Source organism: Actinomyces gaoshouyii, from assembly GCF_002076915.1.
GTDB lineage: Bacteria > Actinomycetota > Actinomycetes > Actinomycetales > Actinomycetaceae > Actinomyces > Actinomyces gaoshouyii.
The window spans coordinates 534,278-551,970 of sequence record NZ_CP020468.1 but is presented as its reverse complement, the minus strand read 5'-3'; the positions used below and the strand labels follow the sequence as shown (position 1 = coordinate 551,970).

The following is a 17,693-nucleotide window of genomic DNA, read 5'->3' as shown; positions in this document are numbered from 1 at the left end:
CCTCATCGGGTCGGTCGAGTGAGCAGCTCACCCGCCGCTCCTGGCCCCGCGCCCGCCCGGGCCCCGAAAGCGCTCATCGCGTTCGGGGCCCGGGCGCGCCGTTCCGCCCGTGCTCATCGCGCCCTGACCATTCTCATCGCCGGCCTCGTGCTCGTCCTCGCCCTGGCGCTCGGCGACCTCGGGCTCCTCGCCCACCGCATCAGGCACGTGCCCGTCGCGATGCCCCGCCCCGCGAGCGCCCTGGCCGAGGGCGACGCCACCGTCCCCTACAAGGGCGAGACCTGGCTCATCATCGGCACCGACTCCCGGCTCAGCGTGCCGGGCGGGCCGGACCGCTACGGGGACGCCTCCGAGGATCGGTCGGGCGCTCGGGCCGACGTCGTCGTCCTCCTCCAGCCCGGCCCCGGGATCCCACGCGCGATCGTCCTGCCCCGCGACCTCACCCTGACCGCCGGCGGCCTTCAGCGCGAGCGCCTGACGACCTCCTACCTCCAGGGCCCGCAGAGCACCGTCGACCTGCTGTGCTCCGCCCTGGGCGTGCCCACCGCGCACCTGGTGACCGTCGATATGGGGGGCTTCGCGAGCCTCGTCGACGCCGTCGGCGGGCTCACGCTCGACATCCCCGAGCCCGTCCGCGACGAGATGGCGGGGCTCGACATCCCCACCTCCGGCGCGCACACCCTCAGCGGGATCGACGCCCTTGCGCTCGTGCGCTCCCGCCACCCGCAGATTCTGCGCAACGGGCAGTGGACCGCCCTGAGCGAGGCCGAGGGGGCCCAGCGCCGCAGCGAATCCACCGGCCTCGTCATGAGCGCCCTCATCACGGCCCTCGCCCAGGAGGCCTCAACCCCGTGGGGCGCGCGCTCCCTGGCGCGCGCCGTGGCCGGCGCTCTCACCACCGACGAGGGCACGGGGCTGATCGATCTCGCCCGGCTCGGCTGGGACCTGGCCGACGGGGTCGAGGGCGCCCAGGACTCCCGGGCGGTGGAGGTCACCACCGTCCCGGCCCCCACCCAGGGCGGCGGCTTCATCGCGCTGCCCACGCCGGAGACCTACTCCGCGCTCTGGGCCCGGGGCTACGCCCCCGGCACCTGCGCGCCCTGACGCCCCGGGCGACCCAGCGCTGTTCACGCGCCGCGCATGAGGGGGCCGCGCCGGCGCGGCGATGAGAGGATCGGGCGAAGCCCCGCGGGGCGAGCGAGCCCCGCCATGATGACAGGAGCGCAGATGCCCGGAATCAACCTGACCCGCGACGAGGCCCGCGAGCGCGCCTCGCTCGTGACCGCCGAGAGCTACGACGTCGTCCTGGACCTGTCCGGGGCGGCGGACCCCGACCAGGCGACCTTCCGATCGGTGACCACCGCACGGTTCCGCGCGACGCCGGGCTCCTCGACCTTCATCGACCTCATCGCCCCGCGGGTGCGCGAGGTCCGCCTCAACGGGACCGCTCTCGACCCGGCCGAGGTCTACGCGGACTCCCGGATCGCCCTGGAGGGGCTGGCGGAGTCCAACGAGCTCGTCGTCGCCGCCGACTGCGCCTACATGCGCACCGGTGAGGGCCTGCACCGCTTCACCGACCCCGCCGATGGCGCCACCTACCTCTACACGCAGTTCGAGGTGCCCGACTCCCGGCGCGTCTTCGCGGTCTTCGAGCAGCCCGATCTCAAGGCCTCCTTCACCTTCACCGTCACGGTGCCCGATGGCTGGACCGTCTTCTCCAACTCCCCCACCCCCGCGCCGAGCCCCGCGGGCGCTGGGGCGCGGGTCTTCTCCTTCGCGCCGAGCGAGCGCATGAGCTCCTACATCACGGCGATCGTCGCCGGGCCGTACGTGGGGGCCAGCGATGAGTACCGCGCTGACGACGGCCGCGTGGTGCCGCTGGGCGTGTACTGCCGCGCCTCGCTGGCCGAGCACCTCGACGCCGACGAGATCCTGGCGCTGACCAAGGGCGGCTTCGCCTTCTACGAGGAGCTGTTCGGCACGCCCTACGCCTTCCCGAAGTACGACCAGGTCTTCGTCCCCGAGTTCAACGCCGGCGCCATGGAGAACGCCGGGATCGTCACCCACCGGGACGACTACGTCTTCCGCTCCCGCCCGGTGGAGGCCCGCGTCGAGCGGCGCGCGGTGACGATCCTCCACGAGCTGGCACACATGTGGTTCGGGGACCTGGTGACCATGGAGTGGTGGAACGACCTGTGGCTCAACGAGTCCTTCGCCGAGTACACCTCCACCCTGGCCACGGCCGAGACGACGCGCTTCACCGACGCCTGGACCACCTTCCAGACCTTGGAGAAGGCCTGGGCCTACAACCAGGACCAGCTCTCCTCCACCCACCCGATCGCCGCCGAGATCAGGGATCTTCACGACGTCGAGGTGAACTTCGACGGCATCACCTACGCCAAGGGCGCCTCGGTGCTCACCGCCCTCGTGGCCTATGTGGGCCGCGAGCGGTTCTTCGCGGGCATCGCCCGCTACCTGGAGGCGCACGCCTTCGGCAACGCGACGCTAGCCGACCTGCTGAGCGAGCTCGAAGCCGTCTCCGGGCGGGATCTCGGGGCCTGGACGCGGGTGTGGCTGCAGGAGGCCGGGGTAACGGCTCTGCGCTTGGAGACCACCACGGATGAGGCGGGCCGCATCGCCTCCGCCGCCGTCGTCCAGGAGATCCCGGAGGGCTCACCGGCGACGCTTCGCCCGCACCGCTTGGCGATCGGCGCCTACAGCCACGATGACTCCGGCGCGCTGGCGCGGGTCGAGCGCGTCGAGCTGGACATCGCCGGCGCGCGCACGCCGGTGCCGGGCCTGGTCGGCCTGCCCCGCCCCGAGGTCCTGCTCGTCAACGACGACGACCTCACCTATGCCAAGCACCGCCTCGACGAGGCCTCCCTGTCCGCCGCGCTGGAGGGGATCGGCGACTTCACCGATTCGCTGGCTCGCTCGCTCGTCCTGGCCTCGGCCTGGGACATGGTGCGCGACGGCGAGCTGCCCGCCTCCCACTACCTCTGCGCCGCCCTGGAGGCGCTGAAGGTGGAGTCCCACTCGAGCGTGGTTCAGGGCCTCCTGGCGCGGATCGGCACCTGCCTTGCCCTCTACCTGCCCCCCGCAGCGCGCCGCGAGGCCGCCCCCGAGGCGGCCGCCGCCCTGCTGGCCCTGGCCCGCGGCGCCGAGCCGGGCAGCGACCGCCAGCTCCAGCTCGTGCGCGCCGTGGCCGCTCACGCCGTGAGCGAGGAGCAGATCGACGCCGTCGCCGGCTGGCTCGATGGCTCCGCCGCCCTGCCGGGACTGGCGGTGGACGCCGATATGCGCTGGGAGCTCCTCACCGGTCTGGTGGCGGCCGGCCGCGCCGGCGAGGCAGAGATCGCCGCCGAGGAGGCCCATGACCGCACGACCACGGGCCGCGAGCGGGCGGCCGGCGCCCGCGCCTCGATCCCCACCGCCGAGGCGAAGGCGGCGGCCTGGCGGGCGCTCGTGGAGGACTCCTCGATGCCCAATGAGACGCAGCGCCAGGCGCTGGCCGGATTCGGCCGCGTTGAGCGCGCCCCCGAGCTCATGGCGCCCTTCGTCGAGGAGTACGTGGCCGCCATCGAGTCCGTCTGGTCATCGCGGACCTTCCACATGGCCGAGGCCCTGCTGGAGGGGCTGTGGTCCTGCGCGACCGTCGGCCTTCCGGGTGCCGATCCAATCGGGGCGCTCGAGGGCTGGCTGGACGCCCACGCCGACGCCCCGGCCGCGCTGCGCCGGATCGTGGCGGAGAACCTCGACGACGCTCGCCGGGCGGTCCGCGCTCAGGCGGCACAATCGGCGATTTGAGCCCGAGGGGCCGTGGCCTCTCACGGCCCCTCGCGGCTCTCGCCCGTCCAAGAGCGCACATTGTCGTCACGGGGCAGGGCACAATGGGACCCGCCCCTGGCCCCCTTCCCGAGAGCGCCATGACCACGTCATCTTCCCCATCGAGCCGCCGCGCGCGCTCAGGCGCCCGCACCCCTGCAAAGTACGTCGTCGTGAGGGACCACCTCCTCGCCCTCATCGCCGATGGCCTCGAGCCGGGCTCGCTCATCCCCTCCGAGAGGGAGTTGTGCGAAACCTTCTCCGTGTCCCGGATGACGGTGCGCCAGGCGATCGACACCCTCGTCGTCGACGGCGCCCTGGAGCGCCACCAGGGCCGGGGGACCTTCGTGTCCCAGCCCAAGCTCGACCTCCAACTTCGCCTGTCCTCCTTCACCGATGAGATGCGCCGGCGCGGCATGGAGCCGGGATCCGTCTTCCTGACCGCTGAGACCACGCGTGCCACCCCTCAGGTGGCCCAGGCCCTCGAGATCTCCACAGGGGATGAGGTGCACCACTTGAGGCGCCTGCGCACGGCGGACTCGACCCCGATAGCGATCGAGGAGAACTGGCTGACCGCCTCGCTGCTGCCCGACCTGCTCGAAGGAGCGCTCGACTTCTCCGTCTACCGGCGCCTGGGGGAGGCCGGCCTGGAGCCGGATTGGGGCGAGGACGTCATCCAGGGGCATGTCGTCTCCTCGGAGGAGGCGATTCTCCTGGGCGTGCCCGAGGGCGCGCCGGCCCTCGGCATCACCCGCCGAGCCTTCCACAACGACGTCGCTGTGGACTACTCCCGCTCGCTGTACCGCGCGGACCGCTACACCCTGTGGGTGCCTGTCGCGGCCCCTCAGCCCGCGGCGGCGCGCCGCTCGCCCACGACCCGAGCGCCGCGGAGCGCCCGCTCCACCGGGTGAACGGCGCCCCCATCCGGTGAAGCGGGAGTGATCACGCTCTCAATCGGCGGTATTGTTCACATCCAGCCCCTATATCCGGCAGCGCACCGCAGCCGCGTCCACCGCATCCAGGAGGAGCAACCATGTCCCAGGCACGCCAGATCGTCGACGCCCTCGGCGGCTTCGACAACATCGTCGAGATCGAGCCCTGCATCACCCGGTTGCGCTGCGAGCTGGAGAGCGTCTCCGCTGTCGACGAGGCCGCGCTCAGGGCCGCCGGCGCCCACGGCGTCGTCACCGTCGGCGACGTCGTTCAGGTCATCATCGGACCCACCGCGGACGCGCTCTACGAGCAGATTGAGGACCTCCGATGACCCTGGAGGTCCTCTCTCCCCTTTCCGGGACCGTCATCGCCCTCGAGGATGTCCCGGACCCGGTCTTCTCCGGCCGGCTGATCGGGCCGGGGATCGCCGTCGATCCGCCCCGCGCCCCCGGGGAGGTCGTCACGCTGGCGCCGATCCCCGGGCGCGTGGCCAAGATCCACCCGCACGCCTTCGTCATCGCCGCCGATGACGGCAGGAGCGTGCTCGTCCACCTGGGCTTGGACACCCTGGGCCTGGAGGGCAGGGGATTCACCGTCCATCGGGAGGAGGGGGCGAGGGTCCGCGCGGGCGACCCGATCATCACCTGGAGCCCGGCCCGGATCGAGGGGGATGGGTTCAACCCGGTCGTCCCGATCATCGCCCTCGACGCCGGCGAGGCCGACCTCGCCCTCACCGCCCCCGGCACCGCCGTCGCCCCCGGCAACGCGCTCATCGCCTGGTCCTAGGCGGACGGTCGGCGTCCCCAGAGACCAACGAGGCGGGGCCCCGGTCGGATCGGCCGGGGCCCCGCCTCGCACTCACAGCGTTCAGTCCCGGGGCGTGCGGCGCTGGCCCATCTCCTGGCGGATCGCCTGGAACAGGCTCGCCAGCCGCGCATTGCCCGGCAAGTCCTCGATGAGGACCGGCTCGCCCGAGCTATCCGCCAGGGGGATCCTCCAGTTCGGGTACTCCTGGTCCGTGCCCGGCTGGTTCTGCGTCCTGCGCTCGCCGACACAGTCCACGAGGGCGACGCCGATGAGAGCCGAGGCAGTGCGCGCGATGTACCGGTGGAGGGCCTCGACGATCTCGCGCTCGGAGGGGTTGGCGCCCAGCAGGCGATGCTCGCGCAGGCGCTCGATCATCCGGTCGCGCTCCGCGCCCGCCTCGGCGCGCACCTGCTCGACCGGGTCCGCCAGCAGGCCGAGGCGCTCGCGCAGGGTGACGTGCTCGTCGGCGAGATACCCCGCGGTAGGCGGCAGGTCGTGAGTGTTGACCGTGGACAGCGCGAGGCGCCGGTAGTCCTGCGGCTGGAGCGGCCAGCCATCGCCCTGCTTCTCGAACCAGAGCACGGAGGTGCCCAGCACGCCGCGGCTGGCCAGGTAGTCGCGGGCCCAGGGCTCCACGGTCCCCAGGTCCTCGCCGATGATGACGGCGCCGGCCCGGTAGGCCTCCAACAGGACCACGCCGACCATCGCCTCGTGGTCGTAGCGCACGTAGGCGCCGGAGGCGGCGCCCATGCCCTCGGGGATCCACCACAGGCGGAACAGGCCGATGATATGGTCGACGCGCAGCGCGCCGGCATGGCGCAGGACCGTGCGCACCATGTCCCGCAGTGGCTGGAAGGCGGTCTCCGCCAGGTAGACGGGGCTCCACGGCGGCTGAGACCAGTTCTGCCCCAACTGGTTGTACATGTCCGGCGGGGCGCCCACCTCGATGCCGGAGGCGAAGGCCTCGGGCTCGGACCAGACATCCGCGCCCCGGGCATGGACGCCCACGGCGAGGTCGTCCATGATCCCCAGTGCCATGCCGGAGGCCTTGGCCTGCTCCTGGGCCCGGGCCAGCTGCTCATCGACGATCCACTGGAGCCAGGCGTAGAAGTCGATGCGATCGGTCAGGGCGCGGGCCTCATCGGCCACGAAGGCGGATGAGGGGTCCTTGAGGTTCTCGGGCCAGTCGGCCATCTCACCGTGCTCCTCGGTGAGCGCGCACCACAGGGCGAAACGCTCCAGGCCCTCGCCGGCCTCGGCGCGGAAGCGCTCGAAGTCCCGGCGCCGGGAGCGCGAGCGCCCCGCGGAGAAGACGACCTCGAGGGCATCGCGCTTGAGCTTCCAGATGGTGTCCCGATCGATCGGGGCGACGGTGCGGTTGGTCGCTGCGAGCTCCTCCAGGGACCACTGGATGAGAGAGCGGCGCGGCCCAGACAGTCGGGTCATCTCCGGGATCGCCTCGGGCCGGATGTAGATCGGGTTGACGAAGCGCCGGGTGACCGGGAGGTAGGGCGACGGCGTCATCTCCCCCGAGGGCTCGGCCGCGTGCAGGGGGTTGATGAGCAGGAAGTCAGCGCCCTCGTCGCCGAAGAAGGAGGCGAGCTCGGTGAGATCGTCCGCGTCCCCGATGCCCCAGGAGTCGGCCGAGCGCGCCGAGTAGAGCTGCGCCATGACACCCCAGCCTCGCTCGCCCAGGCTCGCGGGGAGTTCCAGGCGGTCCGGGGTCATCGCCAGCGCCGCCGTGGCGGTGGTGGCGGGGCGGCCCTCGACGGCCTCGATCTCGGCCACGAGGGTATGCCAGCCCAGCGGCAGGTCCCCGGGGATGCGGAAGGAGGCGCGGCCGGTGAGGACGCCGTCGACCTCCCGGGGGCGCTCCCAGTCCTCGGCCTGCTCCAGCTCGACGGAGCCCCCGGACTCGAGTTCGACGCGCACGGTGACCGTCGCGCCGTCGGGGACGTGGACCGCCACGGGGGCCTCCCATCCCTGGCGGCGCACGACGGTCGGGGGGAGGATGCGCCTCCAGGGCGCGAGCTCGGCGTCGGCCAGGGATGCCTTGATCTGGGCATCGGTCGCGGCCGCCACTCCGAGTGCGGCGAGGACCGCCACGAGGGTGGCGCGGCCGGGGGCGGCGCGGTTGCCGTGGTAATCCCAGTACTCGGTGGACACGCCGTGCATCTCCGCGAGGCGCTTGAGGTCCTCGCCCGCGGGCTCGTCAGGGGCGGTTCCAACGGGGGTCGACTCAGTCATGGGCAGTGCCGCCTGTTCTCGTGAGCGCTCTCACGCCGGGAGCGCTCGTACGATGCCGTCGCGCTCGGGATTGATCGGATACGGACCCTCCCGCCGGGGTGACGCCGTAGTCAGTCGCGGTCGTAGGAACAGGATGGGGTCCGCGTGTTGCTGCAAGCCTTGCATAGTCTGGGCCGGAGCGCCAAAGCCGCCCGTCGGCGAGTCGCGCCCGCAGGGGCGACAGCGGATGGGCGGCATGGGAGTGCGGCTCAGAGGGCCGCTATCTCATCGGCGAGGGCGTCCGCCGTCGGGCCGACGACGACCTGCACGACGGAGCCGGAGCGGACCACGCCGAAGGCCCCTGCGGCCCTCAGGGCCTCCTCATCGACCTTCCCCTGATCGACGACCTCGACCCTGAGCCGGGTGATGCAGGGCTCGAGGACCATGATGTTCTCGCTGCCACCGAGGCCGGCGACAATGCTCTCCGCAGTCGCGCTCATCAGCTACTCCTTCGCTCGTCTTCATGCACTGCCCCCGCGCCCACCGGCGCGAGAGTGATCCGAGATCTAATTATCAGGCCGCCCCCGCCGCAACCGGGCACGGCTCGCCATCATGTGTCCTCCATCACTTCCCTGGAGCGCTGGGCTCCCTTATGGGCGGAGTCGTGTGCCAATCGTGATTCATACTCCGGTTTCCCTCCCGAAAGCGCCCCCAGGCGTGCACAATGGGCCCTACGACCGCCTCCATCACTGACGAGGAGCACTCATGGCGCTGTCCGATGCATCTCCCACTTCCCTGTCCGGTATCGGCGTGAGCCCCGGCCTCGTCGCCGGGCCCGTTGCCCGCATGGCACCGGGCATCCCCGAGCCCGAGCTCGCGCTGATCGACGCCTCCCGCGACCTCGACAAGGAGTGCGAGCGGATCGAGGCCGCGGCTCAGACCGTCAAGAAGGGCCTGGAGCTCTCCGCCGCCCAGGCCAAGGGCGAGGGCCGCACCCTCCTGGAGACGACGGCGCAGATGGCCGCCGACCCCACCCTCACCTCCTCCGCGCAGGCCATGGTCCGCGAGCGCAGGCTCGTGCCCGAGCGGGCCGTCTGGGAGGCCGCCGGCACCCTCGCCTCGATGCTCGCGTCGCTCGGCGGCTACATGGCTGAGCGCACGCGCGACGTCGCCGACGTGCGCGACCGCATCGTCGCCGTCCTGACCGACTCCCCCATGCCCGGCATCCCGATGCTGCCCGAGCCCTTCATCCTGGTGGCCGAGGACCTGGCACCGGCGGACACCGCCCTGCTGGACCCGGAGAAGGTCATCGCCTTCATCACCTCCGAGGGCGGCCCCACCTCGCACACGGCCATCCTCGCCCGGGCCCTGGGCATGCCCGCCATCGTGGGCACCGGCGCCGAGGTCGTCGACCAGCTCCATGATGGGGACATCGTCCTGGTGGACGGCACGAAGGGCGTCATCACGCTCAACCCCGACGAGGGAGCGCTGCGCCGGGCCAAGGAGCTCGCCAGCCGGGTGCGCGTCTTCAACGGCGACGGCGCCACGAAGGACGGCCGGGAGGTCCAGCTGCTCGCCAATGTGGGCGACGCCGCCGGCGCCCGCAGCGCCGCTGAGGCGGGAGCCATGGGCGTGGGCCTGTTCCGCACGGAGTTCTGCTTCCTCGACCAGCCCGATGAGCCCACCATCGAGGCTCAGGTGGAGGCCTACACCGGCGTCCTGGCCGCCTTCCCCGGCAAGAAGGTCGTCGTGCGGACCCTGGACGCGGGCGCCGACAAGCCCCTGCCCTTCCTCACCGACGCGACGGAGGCCAACCCCGCCCTCGGCGTGCGCGCCTACCGGACCGCCCGCCGCGACCCCGATGTGCTCGAGCATCAGCTCGAGGCGCTGGCCAAGGCCGAGGCGGCCACGGACGCCAAGGTGTGGGTCATGGCCCCCATGATCTCCACCGCCGAGGAGGCCAAGGCCTTCACGGACAAGGCGCGCTCCTACGGCCTCAAGACGGCCGGCATGATGATCGAGGTCCCCTCGGCCGCCCTCATGGCGGACAAGCTCTTCGAGTACGCCGACTTCGCCTCGGTGGGCACCAATGACCTCACCCAGTACGTCATGGCGGCGGACCGTCTCCTGTCCTCCCTGGCGGACCTGTCCACCGCCTGGCAGCCGGCCGTGCTGCGGCTCATCAAGCAGGCCTGCGACGGCGCGGCCCCGCACGGACGCCCAGTGGGCGTGTGCGGCGAGGCCGCCGCGGACCCGGCCCTGGCCACCGTCCTCGTGGGCCTCGGCGTGGCGAGCCTGTCCATGACCGCGCGCGCCCTGCCGGACGTGGACGCCGTCATGAAGTCGGTGACCTTCGAGGAGTGCCAGGAGTTGGCGCGCCTCGCCATCGACTCGGCCACCGCCGAGGACGCGCGCGCGGCCGTGCGCGCCAAGCTGCCGATCCTGGAGGAACTCGGCCTGTGACGACGCCGTATCCCGTCCCCTCCGCCAGCGAGGAGCCGCTCGGCTCCCTCACCCGCATCCTGGCACTGGCGGAGGGTGACGGGACCGACTCGTTCCTCGGCGACTCCCTCCCCCACCTCTCCGGGCGCATCTACGGCGGGCAGGTCATCGCCCAGGGGCTCCTGGCGGCCGCCGCCACCCTTCCGGAGGCGGCCGACGAGGCCCTGGAGCCGCGCCTGCCGCACTCGCTCCACGCGTACTTCATGCGGGGCGGGGATCCCAAGCAGCCCGTGGTCTACGAGGTGGAGCGCCTCCACGACGGGCGCTCCTTCTCCCAGCGCCGCACCACCGCCCTACAGGCGGGCCGGGCGATCCTGGCCATGATCGCCTCCTTCCAGATCGATCAGGAGGGCTCGCAGGCCCAGGTCGCCGCGCCGTCGGTGCCCGGCCCCGAGGAGTTGGTGAGCGCACTGGAGATCTTCCGGACGCTGGACGACCCGGCGGCCAAGTTCCTCGGGCGCACCGCTCCCTTCGACATCCGCCATGTGGAGGGGAACATCTACCTCGGTCCGGGCGCCGAGGTCGCCAACAGGCAGCGTCTCTGGCTGCGCTCGCGCGGGCGCATCCCGGCCAAGGCCTCGCAGACGGTGCACCGGGCGCTGCTGACCTACGTGTGCGACCAGGTGATGCTGGAGCCGGCGCTGCGCAGCCAGGGGCTGAGCTGGCGCAGCGAGGGGATGAGCCTGGCCACGCTCGACCACGCCCAGTGGTTCCACCGGGATGTCGATGCCTCGGACTGGCTGCTGTTCGTCCAGGACTCCCCCACCTCGCAGGGCGGGCGCGCGGTGGCGCGGGCGGAGGTCTTCGACTCCGCCGGCCGCCTGGTCTCCACGATCGCCCAGGAGGGCATGATCCGCATGCCCACGGCCACCTCGCGCGGCAGCGGCGACTGGGCCGTCCGCTTCGACGTCTGAGCCCTTAGCGCGCGGGTCGCCCCAGTCGCGTGTGATCGGCCTACACCACTCAATCGCCTCGGACGCTCGAGCAAGCTCGGCGTCGCTCGGCTCAGTCGCGTGTGAGCTTGCGGTAGGTGACGCGGTGGGGGCGGGCGGCCTCGGCGCCCAGGCGCGCGACCTTGTTCTCCTCGTAGGAGGCGAAGTTGCCCTCGAACCAGTACCAGCTCGCCGGGTTCTCCTCCGTGCCCTCCCAGGCCAGGATGTGGGTCGCAACTCGGTCGAGGAACCAGCGGTCGTGGGTGATGACGACGGCGCAGCCGGGGAACTCCAGCAGCGCGTTCTCCAAGGAGCCCAGGGTCTCGACGTCGAGGTCGTTCGTGGGCTCGTCCAGGAGGATGAGGTTGCCTCCCTGCTTGAGGGTCAGCGCCAGGTTCAGGCGGTTGCGCTCGCCACCGGAGAGCACTCCCGCGGGCTTCTGCTGGTCCGCGCCCTTGAAGCCGAAGGAGGCCACGTAGGCGCGGGACGGCATCTCCACGCCCCCGACCTGGATGTAGTCCAGGCCGTCGGAGACGACCTCCCAGAGGGTCTTGGCGGGGTCGATGCCGGCGCGGGACTGGTCCACGTAGGACAGCTTGACGGTCTGGCCGATCTTGAGGCTGCCGCCGTCGAGCTCCTCCAGCCCCACGATGGTCTTGAACAGCGTGGTCTTGCCGACGCCGTTGGGGCCCACGATGCCCACGATGCCATTGCGCGGCAGCGTGAAGGACAGGTCGTCGATGAGGGTGCGCCCGTCGAATCCCTTGCTCAGGTGGCTGGCCTCGAGGACCTGGTTGCCCAGGCGCGGGCCCGGCGGGATCTGGATCTCCTCGAAGTCGAGCTTGCGGGTGCGCTCGGCCTCAGCGGCCATCTCCTCGTAGCGGGCCAGGCGGGCCTTGGACTTGGCCTGGCGGCCCTTAGCGGAGGAGCGCACCCACTCCAGCTCGTCCTTGAGGCGCTTGGCGAGCTTGGCGTCCTTCTTGCCCTGGACCTCCAGGCGCTTCTCCTTGGTCTCCAGGTAAGTGGAGTAGTTGCCCTCGTAGGGGTAGAGGTGCCCGCGGTCGACCTCCGCGATCCACTGGGCGACGTGGTCGAGGAAGTAGCGGTCGTGGGTGACCGCGATGACGGCGCCCTTGTAGGTGCTCAGGTGCTGCTCCAGCCACAGGACGGACTCGGCGTCGAGGTGGTTGGTGGGCTCGTCGAGGAGGAGTAGGTCGGGGGCCTCCAGGAGGAGCTTGCACAGGGCGACTCGGCGGCGCTCACCACCGGAGAGGTGCTTGACCTCGGCGTTCGGCGGCGGGCAGCGCAGGGCGTCCATGGCCTGCTCGAGCTGGGAGTCGAGGTCCCAGGCGTTCGCGGCGTCGATCTCCGTCTGGAGCTTGCCCATCTCCTCCATGAGGGCGTCGAAGTCGGCGTCCGGGTCCGCCATGGCGGCGGAGATCTCGTTGAAACGGTCGAGCTTGCCCTTGATCTCGGCCACGCCCTCCTCGACGTTGCCCAGGACGGTCTTGTCCTCGTTGAGGGGCGGCTCCTGCATGAGGATGCCGACGCTGTAGCCGGGGCTGAGCCGCGCCTCGCCGTTGGAGGGCTGGTCGATGCCGGCCATGATCTTGAGGATCGAGGACTTGCCGGCGCCGTTGGGACCGACCATGCCGATCTTGGCACCGGGCAGGAAGGCCATGGTGACGTCGTCGAGGATGACCTTGTCTCCATGGGCCTTGCGCGCCTTGATCATCTGATAGATGTACTCAGCCACTGTGCGGTGCGCCTTTCGTCGAATACGGGGAGGTCTGGTGGGCTCGCGCTCGTGATGGGCCCGCCGGTGGTCCTCCGGGGCCGACGACGCGCGCCGTGGCCCAGCCTAGAGCAGTCGCAGCCCATCGGCGACGACGCGGCGCATGACCCCGCGCACGCGGAACTCTGATGGGCCGGGCTCCTCAGCGCCCGGTGGCGACGAGCAGGTGGATCTGCGCAACGAGCTGAGGAGTCTCGACGGCCTTGATGCGCTCGGTGAGCGCGGCCTCGTCGTCATCGGCCAGGACAGGGACCTCCACCTGGGCGATGATCTCCCCGGTGTCCACGCCGGCGTCGACCCAGAACAGGGTGGCTCCGGCCCGCGTGGCCCCGGCGGCCAGGGCGTCGCGCACGGCGTGGGCGCCCGGGAAGTCGGGCAGGAGCGAGGGGTGGGTGTTGAGGACGCGCCCGCCGAAGCGGGCGAGGAAGGCGTCCCCCAGCAGGCGCATGAACCCGGCGCAGACGACGAGGTCCGGCGCATAGCCGCCCACCGAACGGGCCAGGGCCTCGTCCCAGGCGGCGCGGTCCGGGTAATCGGTCAGGGCGACGACCTCGGCGGGGATGCCCGCCGCGCGAGCGCGCTCCAGCCCCGCGCACTCCTTGTCCGCGACGACGCCGACGACCTCGGCGCCGTAGGCGGGGTCCTCACAGGCCTCGATGAGGGCGGCGAGGTTCGAGCCCGTCCCCGAGACGAGCACGACGAGTGCGGCGGGCTCAGCGCCCTCCTCCGCCGGGGCCCCGCCGTCCTCGGGGCTGGGGGCGGAGGCGGACTGGAACTGGTCCCCGGAAGCATCCTCCGGCTCGTCCTCCCACGGATCCCCCGAGACGGCGTCGTCGGCCTCCTGGGGACTGCGGGCGCTGCGGACGCTATGGGCGGCGCGCCGCTCGCGCAGGCCCTGGGCCGTGCTCCCGGCCGCCTGACTGGCCGCGCTCACGCCGCGCCGCGTCATCCGGTGGGTCCAGGGGTGGAGCATGAGGGCGGCGGTGAGCAGTCCGAGGCCGACCTCGATCAGGCACAGGATGATGACGGAGGAGGTCGTCGGGCCGGCGTGCGCCATGCGCGCGGGCCCGATGGGACCGGTGGCGCCCAGGCATAGGGCGGCCACCCCGATGGAGAGGAGAAGCGTCCCGCCGGCAGCGGCGGCGAGGGCCCCTCCGAGGCTCAGGGAGGTCAGCTCGCCCCGGTGGCGCCGGCCGACGGCGATCGCACCCAGGACGATGAGAAAAGGCAGGAAGCGCGCGGGCCCCCAGGTGCCGGCGGGGAGGGCGCCGAGGATCGGCAGGGACGGCACCGTGTCGGCGATGATCGCGCTGGGGGCGAAGAGAGTCCCGCTCCCCACGCTGAAACCGGGGCCGAGCACCCAGGACAGCGCCCAGATCAGCCCCGTGGGGATCCAGGCTGCCTGGAAGAGGACGAGCCCGGCCGAGGAGATGATGCCGCCCCCGGCGATGGAGTCGTGGAGGAGCGAGATCCTCCCCGCCCCGGCGATGACGGCCGCCAGGAGGGCCGCGAGGGAGAGCCCGAGCAGTCCGATCGAGCAGTCGCGTGCCAGGCCCAGCGCTGGGCCCACCCAGTCGGGGCGAGCGCGCCACCAGCGCTCCAGGGCCGGGATGCCCCGCCCCCGGCAGTGGAGCCGGACGCCGATGACGGCCGTCGCCAGGACCATGAGTCCCGGCAGGGCCAGCCAGGCCCCGCCGCCGGGCGCGGACAGCAGCAGGAGGACGGCCCCGGTCAGGGCCGCGGAGGCGACGGCCACGCCCCCGGCCGCCGGGCCGGAGAGGCGGGCCCGCCGGGCGGAGGAGCGCAGGAGCAGCGCCTGGAGGATGGTGACGCCCAGGAGCGGCAGGCCGAGGGCGCCGCTGGAGCCCCCGGCGTCGCCGAGGCGCCCGCCCAGGCCGAGGGCCCACAGGCCTGTGCCCGTGCGGATCGTGGAGCCCAGAGTCAGAGCGGTGGCGGCGCTTATCGGGGCCGAGGTCATCATGACGGCGGTGGTCGCGCCGACGACGAGGAACCAGGCCAGCAGGACGGCCTCGATCCCCGCGCGCAGCGCGAAGGGCCAGTCGTCGGGCAGGGCGGCGCGTCGGCGCGGCGCCGGCCGGCGCTGGGCGGGCCCGCTCACGCGCGCGCGCCCGCGAGATCGCGGTGGATGCGGCGCACGAGCTCCGCGGTCTGGCTCGGGGTGCGGCCCACGGCGACTCCCACGGCTTCGAGGGCCTCTTTCTTGGCGGCAGCGGTGCCTGCGGAGCCGGAGACGATGGCGCCCGCGTGGCCCATGGTCTTGCCCTCGGGGGCGGTGAAGCCGGCGACGTAGGCGACCACTGGCTTGGTCACGTGCTCGGCGATGTAGGTGGCGGCGCGCTCCTCGGCGTCGCCACCGATCTCGCCGATCATGACGATGAGCTCGGTATCGGGGTCGGCCTCGAAGGCGGCGAGGGCGTCGATATGTGTGGTGCCGATGACGGGGTCCCCCCCGATGCCGATGCAGGTGGTGAAGCCGAGGTCGCGCAGCTCGTGCATGAGCTGGTAGGTGAGGGTCCCGGACTTGGAGACCAGTCCGATGGGGCCCGGGCCGGTGATGTCCGGCGGGGTGATGCCCACGTTGGAGCGGCCGGGCGAGATGATGCCGGGGCAGTTGGGGCCGATGACGCGCGCCCCGTGGGCAGCGGCGTGGGCGCGCAGGGCGACGGCGTCGGCCACGGGGATGCCCTCGGTGATGACGACGATGAGGCGCATCCCGGCGTCGACGGCCTCGATGACGGCGTCCTTGGCGAATGCCGGCGGCACGAAGACCACGGAGACCTCTGCCCCGGTGGCCGCCCTGGCCTCGGCGACGCTGCCATGGACGGGGACCTCCACGGTCCCGGTGGGCACGCCGCCGGCGCCCGGCCCGATGGGCTCGACGTCGAAGGCGACTGCGGTGCCCGCCTTGCGGGGGTTGACGCCGGCAACGACCCGCGTGCCGGCGCAGAGCATGCGCCGGGTGTGCTTGCGGCCCTCCGATCCGGTCATCCCCTGGACGACGACGCGGTCGGAGTCGGTGAGGAAAACGCTCATGGCTCAGGCCTCCTGGGGGGTCGGGGCAGCGGTGGGCGGGACGGGGAGGGACGGGACCCGCCGCCCCTCCAGCGCGCCGCGCGCGACCTGCTCGGCGATGGCGGTGACGGCGTCGGCGGCGCCTTCCATGGTCTCCACGATGGTGACACTGGGCAGATCGGCCTGGTGGAGGATGCGGCGGCCGAGCTCGGCGCTGTTGCCGTCCAGGCGCACCACGATGGGCTTGGCGGGTCCGGTAAGGGCGCCCATCGCGGCCACGATGCCCTCGGCGACGGTGTCGCAGGAGGTGATGCCGCCGAAGACGTTGACGAGGATGGCCTGCACCTGCGCGTCGGAGGCCACGATACTCAGGGCGTCGGCCATGGCCCGGGCCGATGAGCCGCCGCCCAGGTCGAGGAAATTGGCGGGACGCATGCCCCCGTGTCTCTCCCCCGCCCCGGCGACGATGTCGAGCGTGGACATGACCAGGCCCGCGCCGTTGCCCAGGACGCCGACCTCGCCGCTCAGGCGCACGTAGTTGAGTCCGGCCTCCTTGGCGCGGGCCTCGAGGGGATCCACCGAGGAGGCGTCGACGAGGCCCTCGTGGTCCCGGTGGCGGAAGCGGGCGTTGTCGTCGAGGGTCACCTTGCCGTCCAGGGCGATGATCCGCCCGTCATCGGCCAGAACGAGGGGGTTGACCTCCACGAGGGTGGCGTCCTCGGTCACCAGCGCCTCCCAGAGGCGCTCGATGACGGCGGCGACTCCGTCGGCGGTCCGCCCGGGCTCGAAGCCCGCGGCGGCCACGATCCGTCGCGCGGCCTCGGCGGTCAGGCCGGCCAGGGGGTCGATGGGGACGCGGGCCAAGGCCTCGGGGCGCTCAGCGGCGAGGGCTTCGATGTCCATGCCGCCCTCGCGCGAGCACATCGCCAGGTAGCCGCGCTCGGCGCGGTCCAGAAGGATCGCGAAGTAGTACTCCTCGGCGATGTCGGCCCCCTCGGAGATGAGGACGGAGCGCACGGTGTGCCCCTTGATGCTCATGCCGAGGATGGCGGCGGCGCGCTCAGCGGCCTCCTCAGCGCTGCGGGCGAGCTTGACACCACCGGCCTTGCCGCGCCCACCGGTCTTGACCTGGGCCTTGACGACGAGCAGCCCGGCCCCGCCGTCGAGAAGGTCCTGGGCGGCGGCGCGCGCCTCCTCGGGGGTGGTGGCGATGATGCCGGGCAGGACGGGGACGCCGTGGCGGCGGAAGAGGTCCCGGGCCTGGTACTCATAGAGGTCCATGAGGCTGTGTCCTTTCACGCGGGTGTCGGCTCTCATCGGGCGCTGGCCCGCCCAGGGCCCGGCGGGCCCTGGGCCGAGGGTATCGCGGGGCGGGGCGCCGCGGCTGAGGATCGACCGCGAGTCCTGGGGGCGGGTTGGCGAACGGCTCGCGTCCCGGCGATGAGAACGCCGCGTCATCGGTGTGACGCGGGCCCCTCGGGCGGGACACAATAGGAGCCGACCGGACTGGGCCGGACAGGACCGGGCCGCAGCCGGACCGCATGAGAGGGAGTCCCATGACCGCCGCAGGCAACACCGCTCCGCACCCGCTGTCCAGCGCCTCCCAGGAGGCCGTGATCGACGCCTTCGCCTCCCTGGCC

At 72.4% G+C, this 17,693-nt stretch carries 13 protein-coding genes; 7 read left to right on the top strand and 6 right to left on the bottom strand.

Annotated features, from left to right (window positions below; translation table 11 throughout):
• Positions 1 to 18 precede the first annotated feature (18 nt).
• The 5 genes from B6G06_RS02225 (at position 19) to B6G06_RS02205 (ending at position 5,544) form a co-directional block, all read left to right on the top strand.
• Positions 19 to 1,104 (top strand): LCP family protein, encoded by a 1,086-nt coding sequence (locus tag B6G06_RS02225; RefSeq protein WP_240494083.1) that lies wholly within the window; start codon positions 19 to 21, stop codon positions 1,102 to 1,104.
• 123 nt (positions 1,105 to 1,227) lie between these two features.
• Positions 1,228 to 3,807 carry an aminopeptidase N gene (gene pepN, locus B6G06_RS02220; protein ID WP_081170761.1) on the top strand — a complete coding sequence of 860 codons (2,580 nt, stop codon included), beginning with the start codon at positions 1,228 to 1,230 and terminating at the stop codon, positions 3,805 to 3,807.
• Between the two features lie 119 nt (positions 3,808 to 3,926).
• Positions 3,927 to 4,736, top strand: a complete 810-nt coding sequence (locus B6G06_RS02215; protein ID WP_081170759.1) for a GntR family transcriptional regulator — start codon at positions 3,927 to 3,929, stop codon at positions 4,734 to 4,736.
• Positions 4,737 to 4,807: 71 nt separating this feature from the next.
• On the top strand, positions 4,808 to 5,089 hold the full coding sequence (locus tag B6G06_RS02210; RefSeq protein WP_268237223.1) for a PTS sugar transporter subunit IIB: 282 nt from the start codon (positions 4,808 to 4,810) through the stop codon (positions 5,087 to 5,089).
• Positions 5,086 to 5,544: a PTS sugar transporter subunit IIA gene (locus tag B6G06_RS02205; RefSeq protein WP_081170757.1), complete on the top strand. Its 459-nt coding sequence runs from the start codon at positions 5,086 to 5,088 to the stop codon at positions 5,542 to 5,544. Before B6G06_RS02210 ends, B6G06_RS02205 begins: the two co-directional genes overlap by 4 nt.
• An 81-nt stretch (positions 5,545 to 5,625) precedes the next feature.
• On the opposite strand, the gene malQ is transcribed toward B6G06_RS02205, so the two are convergent.
• Both malQ and B6G06_RS02195 read right to left on the bottom strand, forming a co-directional pair.
• Positions 5,626 to 7,812 carry a 4-alpha-glucanotransferase gene (malQ, locus tag B6G06_RS02200; protein ID WP_081170755.1) on the bottom strand — a complete coding sequence of 729 codons (2,187 nt, stop codon included), beginning with the start codon at positions 7,810 to 7,812 and terminating at the stop codon, positions 5,626 to 5,628.
• Between the two features lie 248 nt (positions 7,813 to 8,060).
• Entirely contained in the window at positions 8,061 to 8,291 is a 231-nt protein-coding gene (locus B6G06_RS02195) for a PTS sugar transporter subunit IIB (RefSeq protein WP_081170752.1), read from the bottom strand.
• Positions 8,292 to 8,556: 265 nt separating this feature from the next.
• Between B6G06_RS02195 and ptsP the strand changes: the two genes are divergently transcribed.
• Both ptsP and B6G06_RS02185 read left to right on the top strand, forming a co-directional pair.
• Positions 8,557 to 10,254 carry a phosphoenolpyruvate--protein phosphotransferase gene (gene ptsP / locus B6G06_RS02190; protein ID WP_080462484.1) on the top strand — a complete coding sequence of 566 codons (1,698 nt, stop codon included), beginning with the start codon at positions 8,557 to 8,559 and terminating at the stop codon, positions 10,252 to 10,254.
• Positions 10,251 to 11,207, top strand: a complete 957-nt coding sequence (locus tag B6G06_RS02185) for an acyl-CoA thioesterase (protein WP_081170750.1) — start codon at positions 10,251 to 10,253, stop codon at positions 11,205 to 11,207. Before ptsP ends, B6G06_RS02185 begins: the two co-directional genes overlap by 4 nt.
• Positions 11,208 to 11,298: 91 nt before the next feature.
• Here the strand turns inward: B6G06_RS02185 and ettA are convergent, their stop codons facing one another.
• From ettA to sucC, 4 genes are all read right to left on the bottom strand, one after another.
• Entirely contained in the window at positions 11,299 to 12,981 is a 1,683-nt protein-coding gene (gene ettA, locus B6G06_RS02180; RefSeq protein ID WP_080462486.1) for an energy-dependent translational throttle protein EttA, read from the bottom strand.
• A 181-nt stretch (positions 12,982 to 13,162) separates the two neighbouring features.
• Complete coding sequence (purN, locus tag B6G06_RS10435; protein ID WP_240494082.1) at positions 13,163 to 15,139, bottom strand: phosphoribosylglycinamide formyltransferase; 1,977 nt, start codon at positions 15,137 to 15,139, stop codon at positions 13,163 to 13,165.
• A complete protein-coding gene (gene sucD, locus B6G06_RS02170) occupies positions 15,136 to 16,074 on the bottom strand; it encodes a succinate--CoA ligase subunit alpha (protein ID WP_081170748.1) in 939 nt (312 codons plus the stop codon). The genes purN and sucD overlap by 4 nt, the downstream gene beginning before the upstream one ends.
• Positions 16,075 to 16,077: 3 nt before the next feature.
• Positions 16,078 to 17,334 carry an ADP-forming succinate--CoA ligase subunit beta gene (gene sucC / locus B6G06_RS02165; protein WP_081170746.1) on the bottom strand — a complete coding sequence of 419 codons (1,257 nt, stop codon included), beginning with the start codon at positions 17,332 to 17,334 and terminating at the stop codon, positions 16,078 to 16,080.
• Positions 17,335 to 17,693 lie beyond the last annotated feature (359 nt).

Excerpts from the sequence above, each read along its gene's own strand:
- pepN (WP_081170761.1), top strand. The coding sequence starts at position 1,228 with ATGCCCGGAATCAACCTGACCCGCGACGAGGCCCGCGAGCGCGCCTCG.
- B6G06_RS02215 (WP_081170759.1), top strand. The coding sequence starts at position 3,927 with ATGACCACGTCATCTTCCCCATCGAGCCGCCGCGCGCGCTCAGGCGCC.
- B6G06_RS02205 (WP_081170757.1), top strand. The coding sequence starts at position 5,086 with ATGACCCTGGAGGTCCTCTCTCCCCTTTCCGGGACCGTCATCGCCCTC.
- malQ (WP_081170755.1), bottom strand. The coding sequence starts at position 7,812 with ATGACTGAGTCGACCCCCGTTGGAACCGCCCCTGACGAGCCCGCGGGC.
- B6G06_RS02195 (WP_081170752.1), bottom strand. The coding sequence starts at position 8,291 with ATGAGCGCGACTGCGGAGAGCATTGTCGCCGGCCTCGGTGGCAGCGAG.
- ptsP (WP_080462484.1), top strand. The coding sequence starts at position 8,557 with ATGGCGCTGTCCGATGCATCTCCCACTTCCCTGTCCGGTATCGGCGTG.
- sucD (WP_081170748.1), bottom strand. The coding sequence starts at position 16,074 with ATGAGCGTTTTCCTCACCGACTCCGACCGCGTCGTCGTCCAGGGGATG.
- sucC (WP_081170746.1), bottom strand. The coding sequence starts at position 17,334 with ATGGACCTCTATGAGTACCAGGCCCGGGACCTCTTCCGCCGCCACGGC.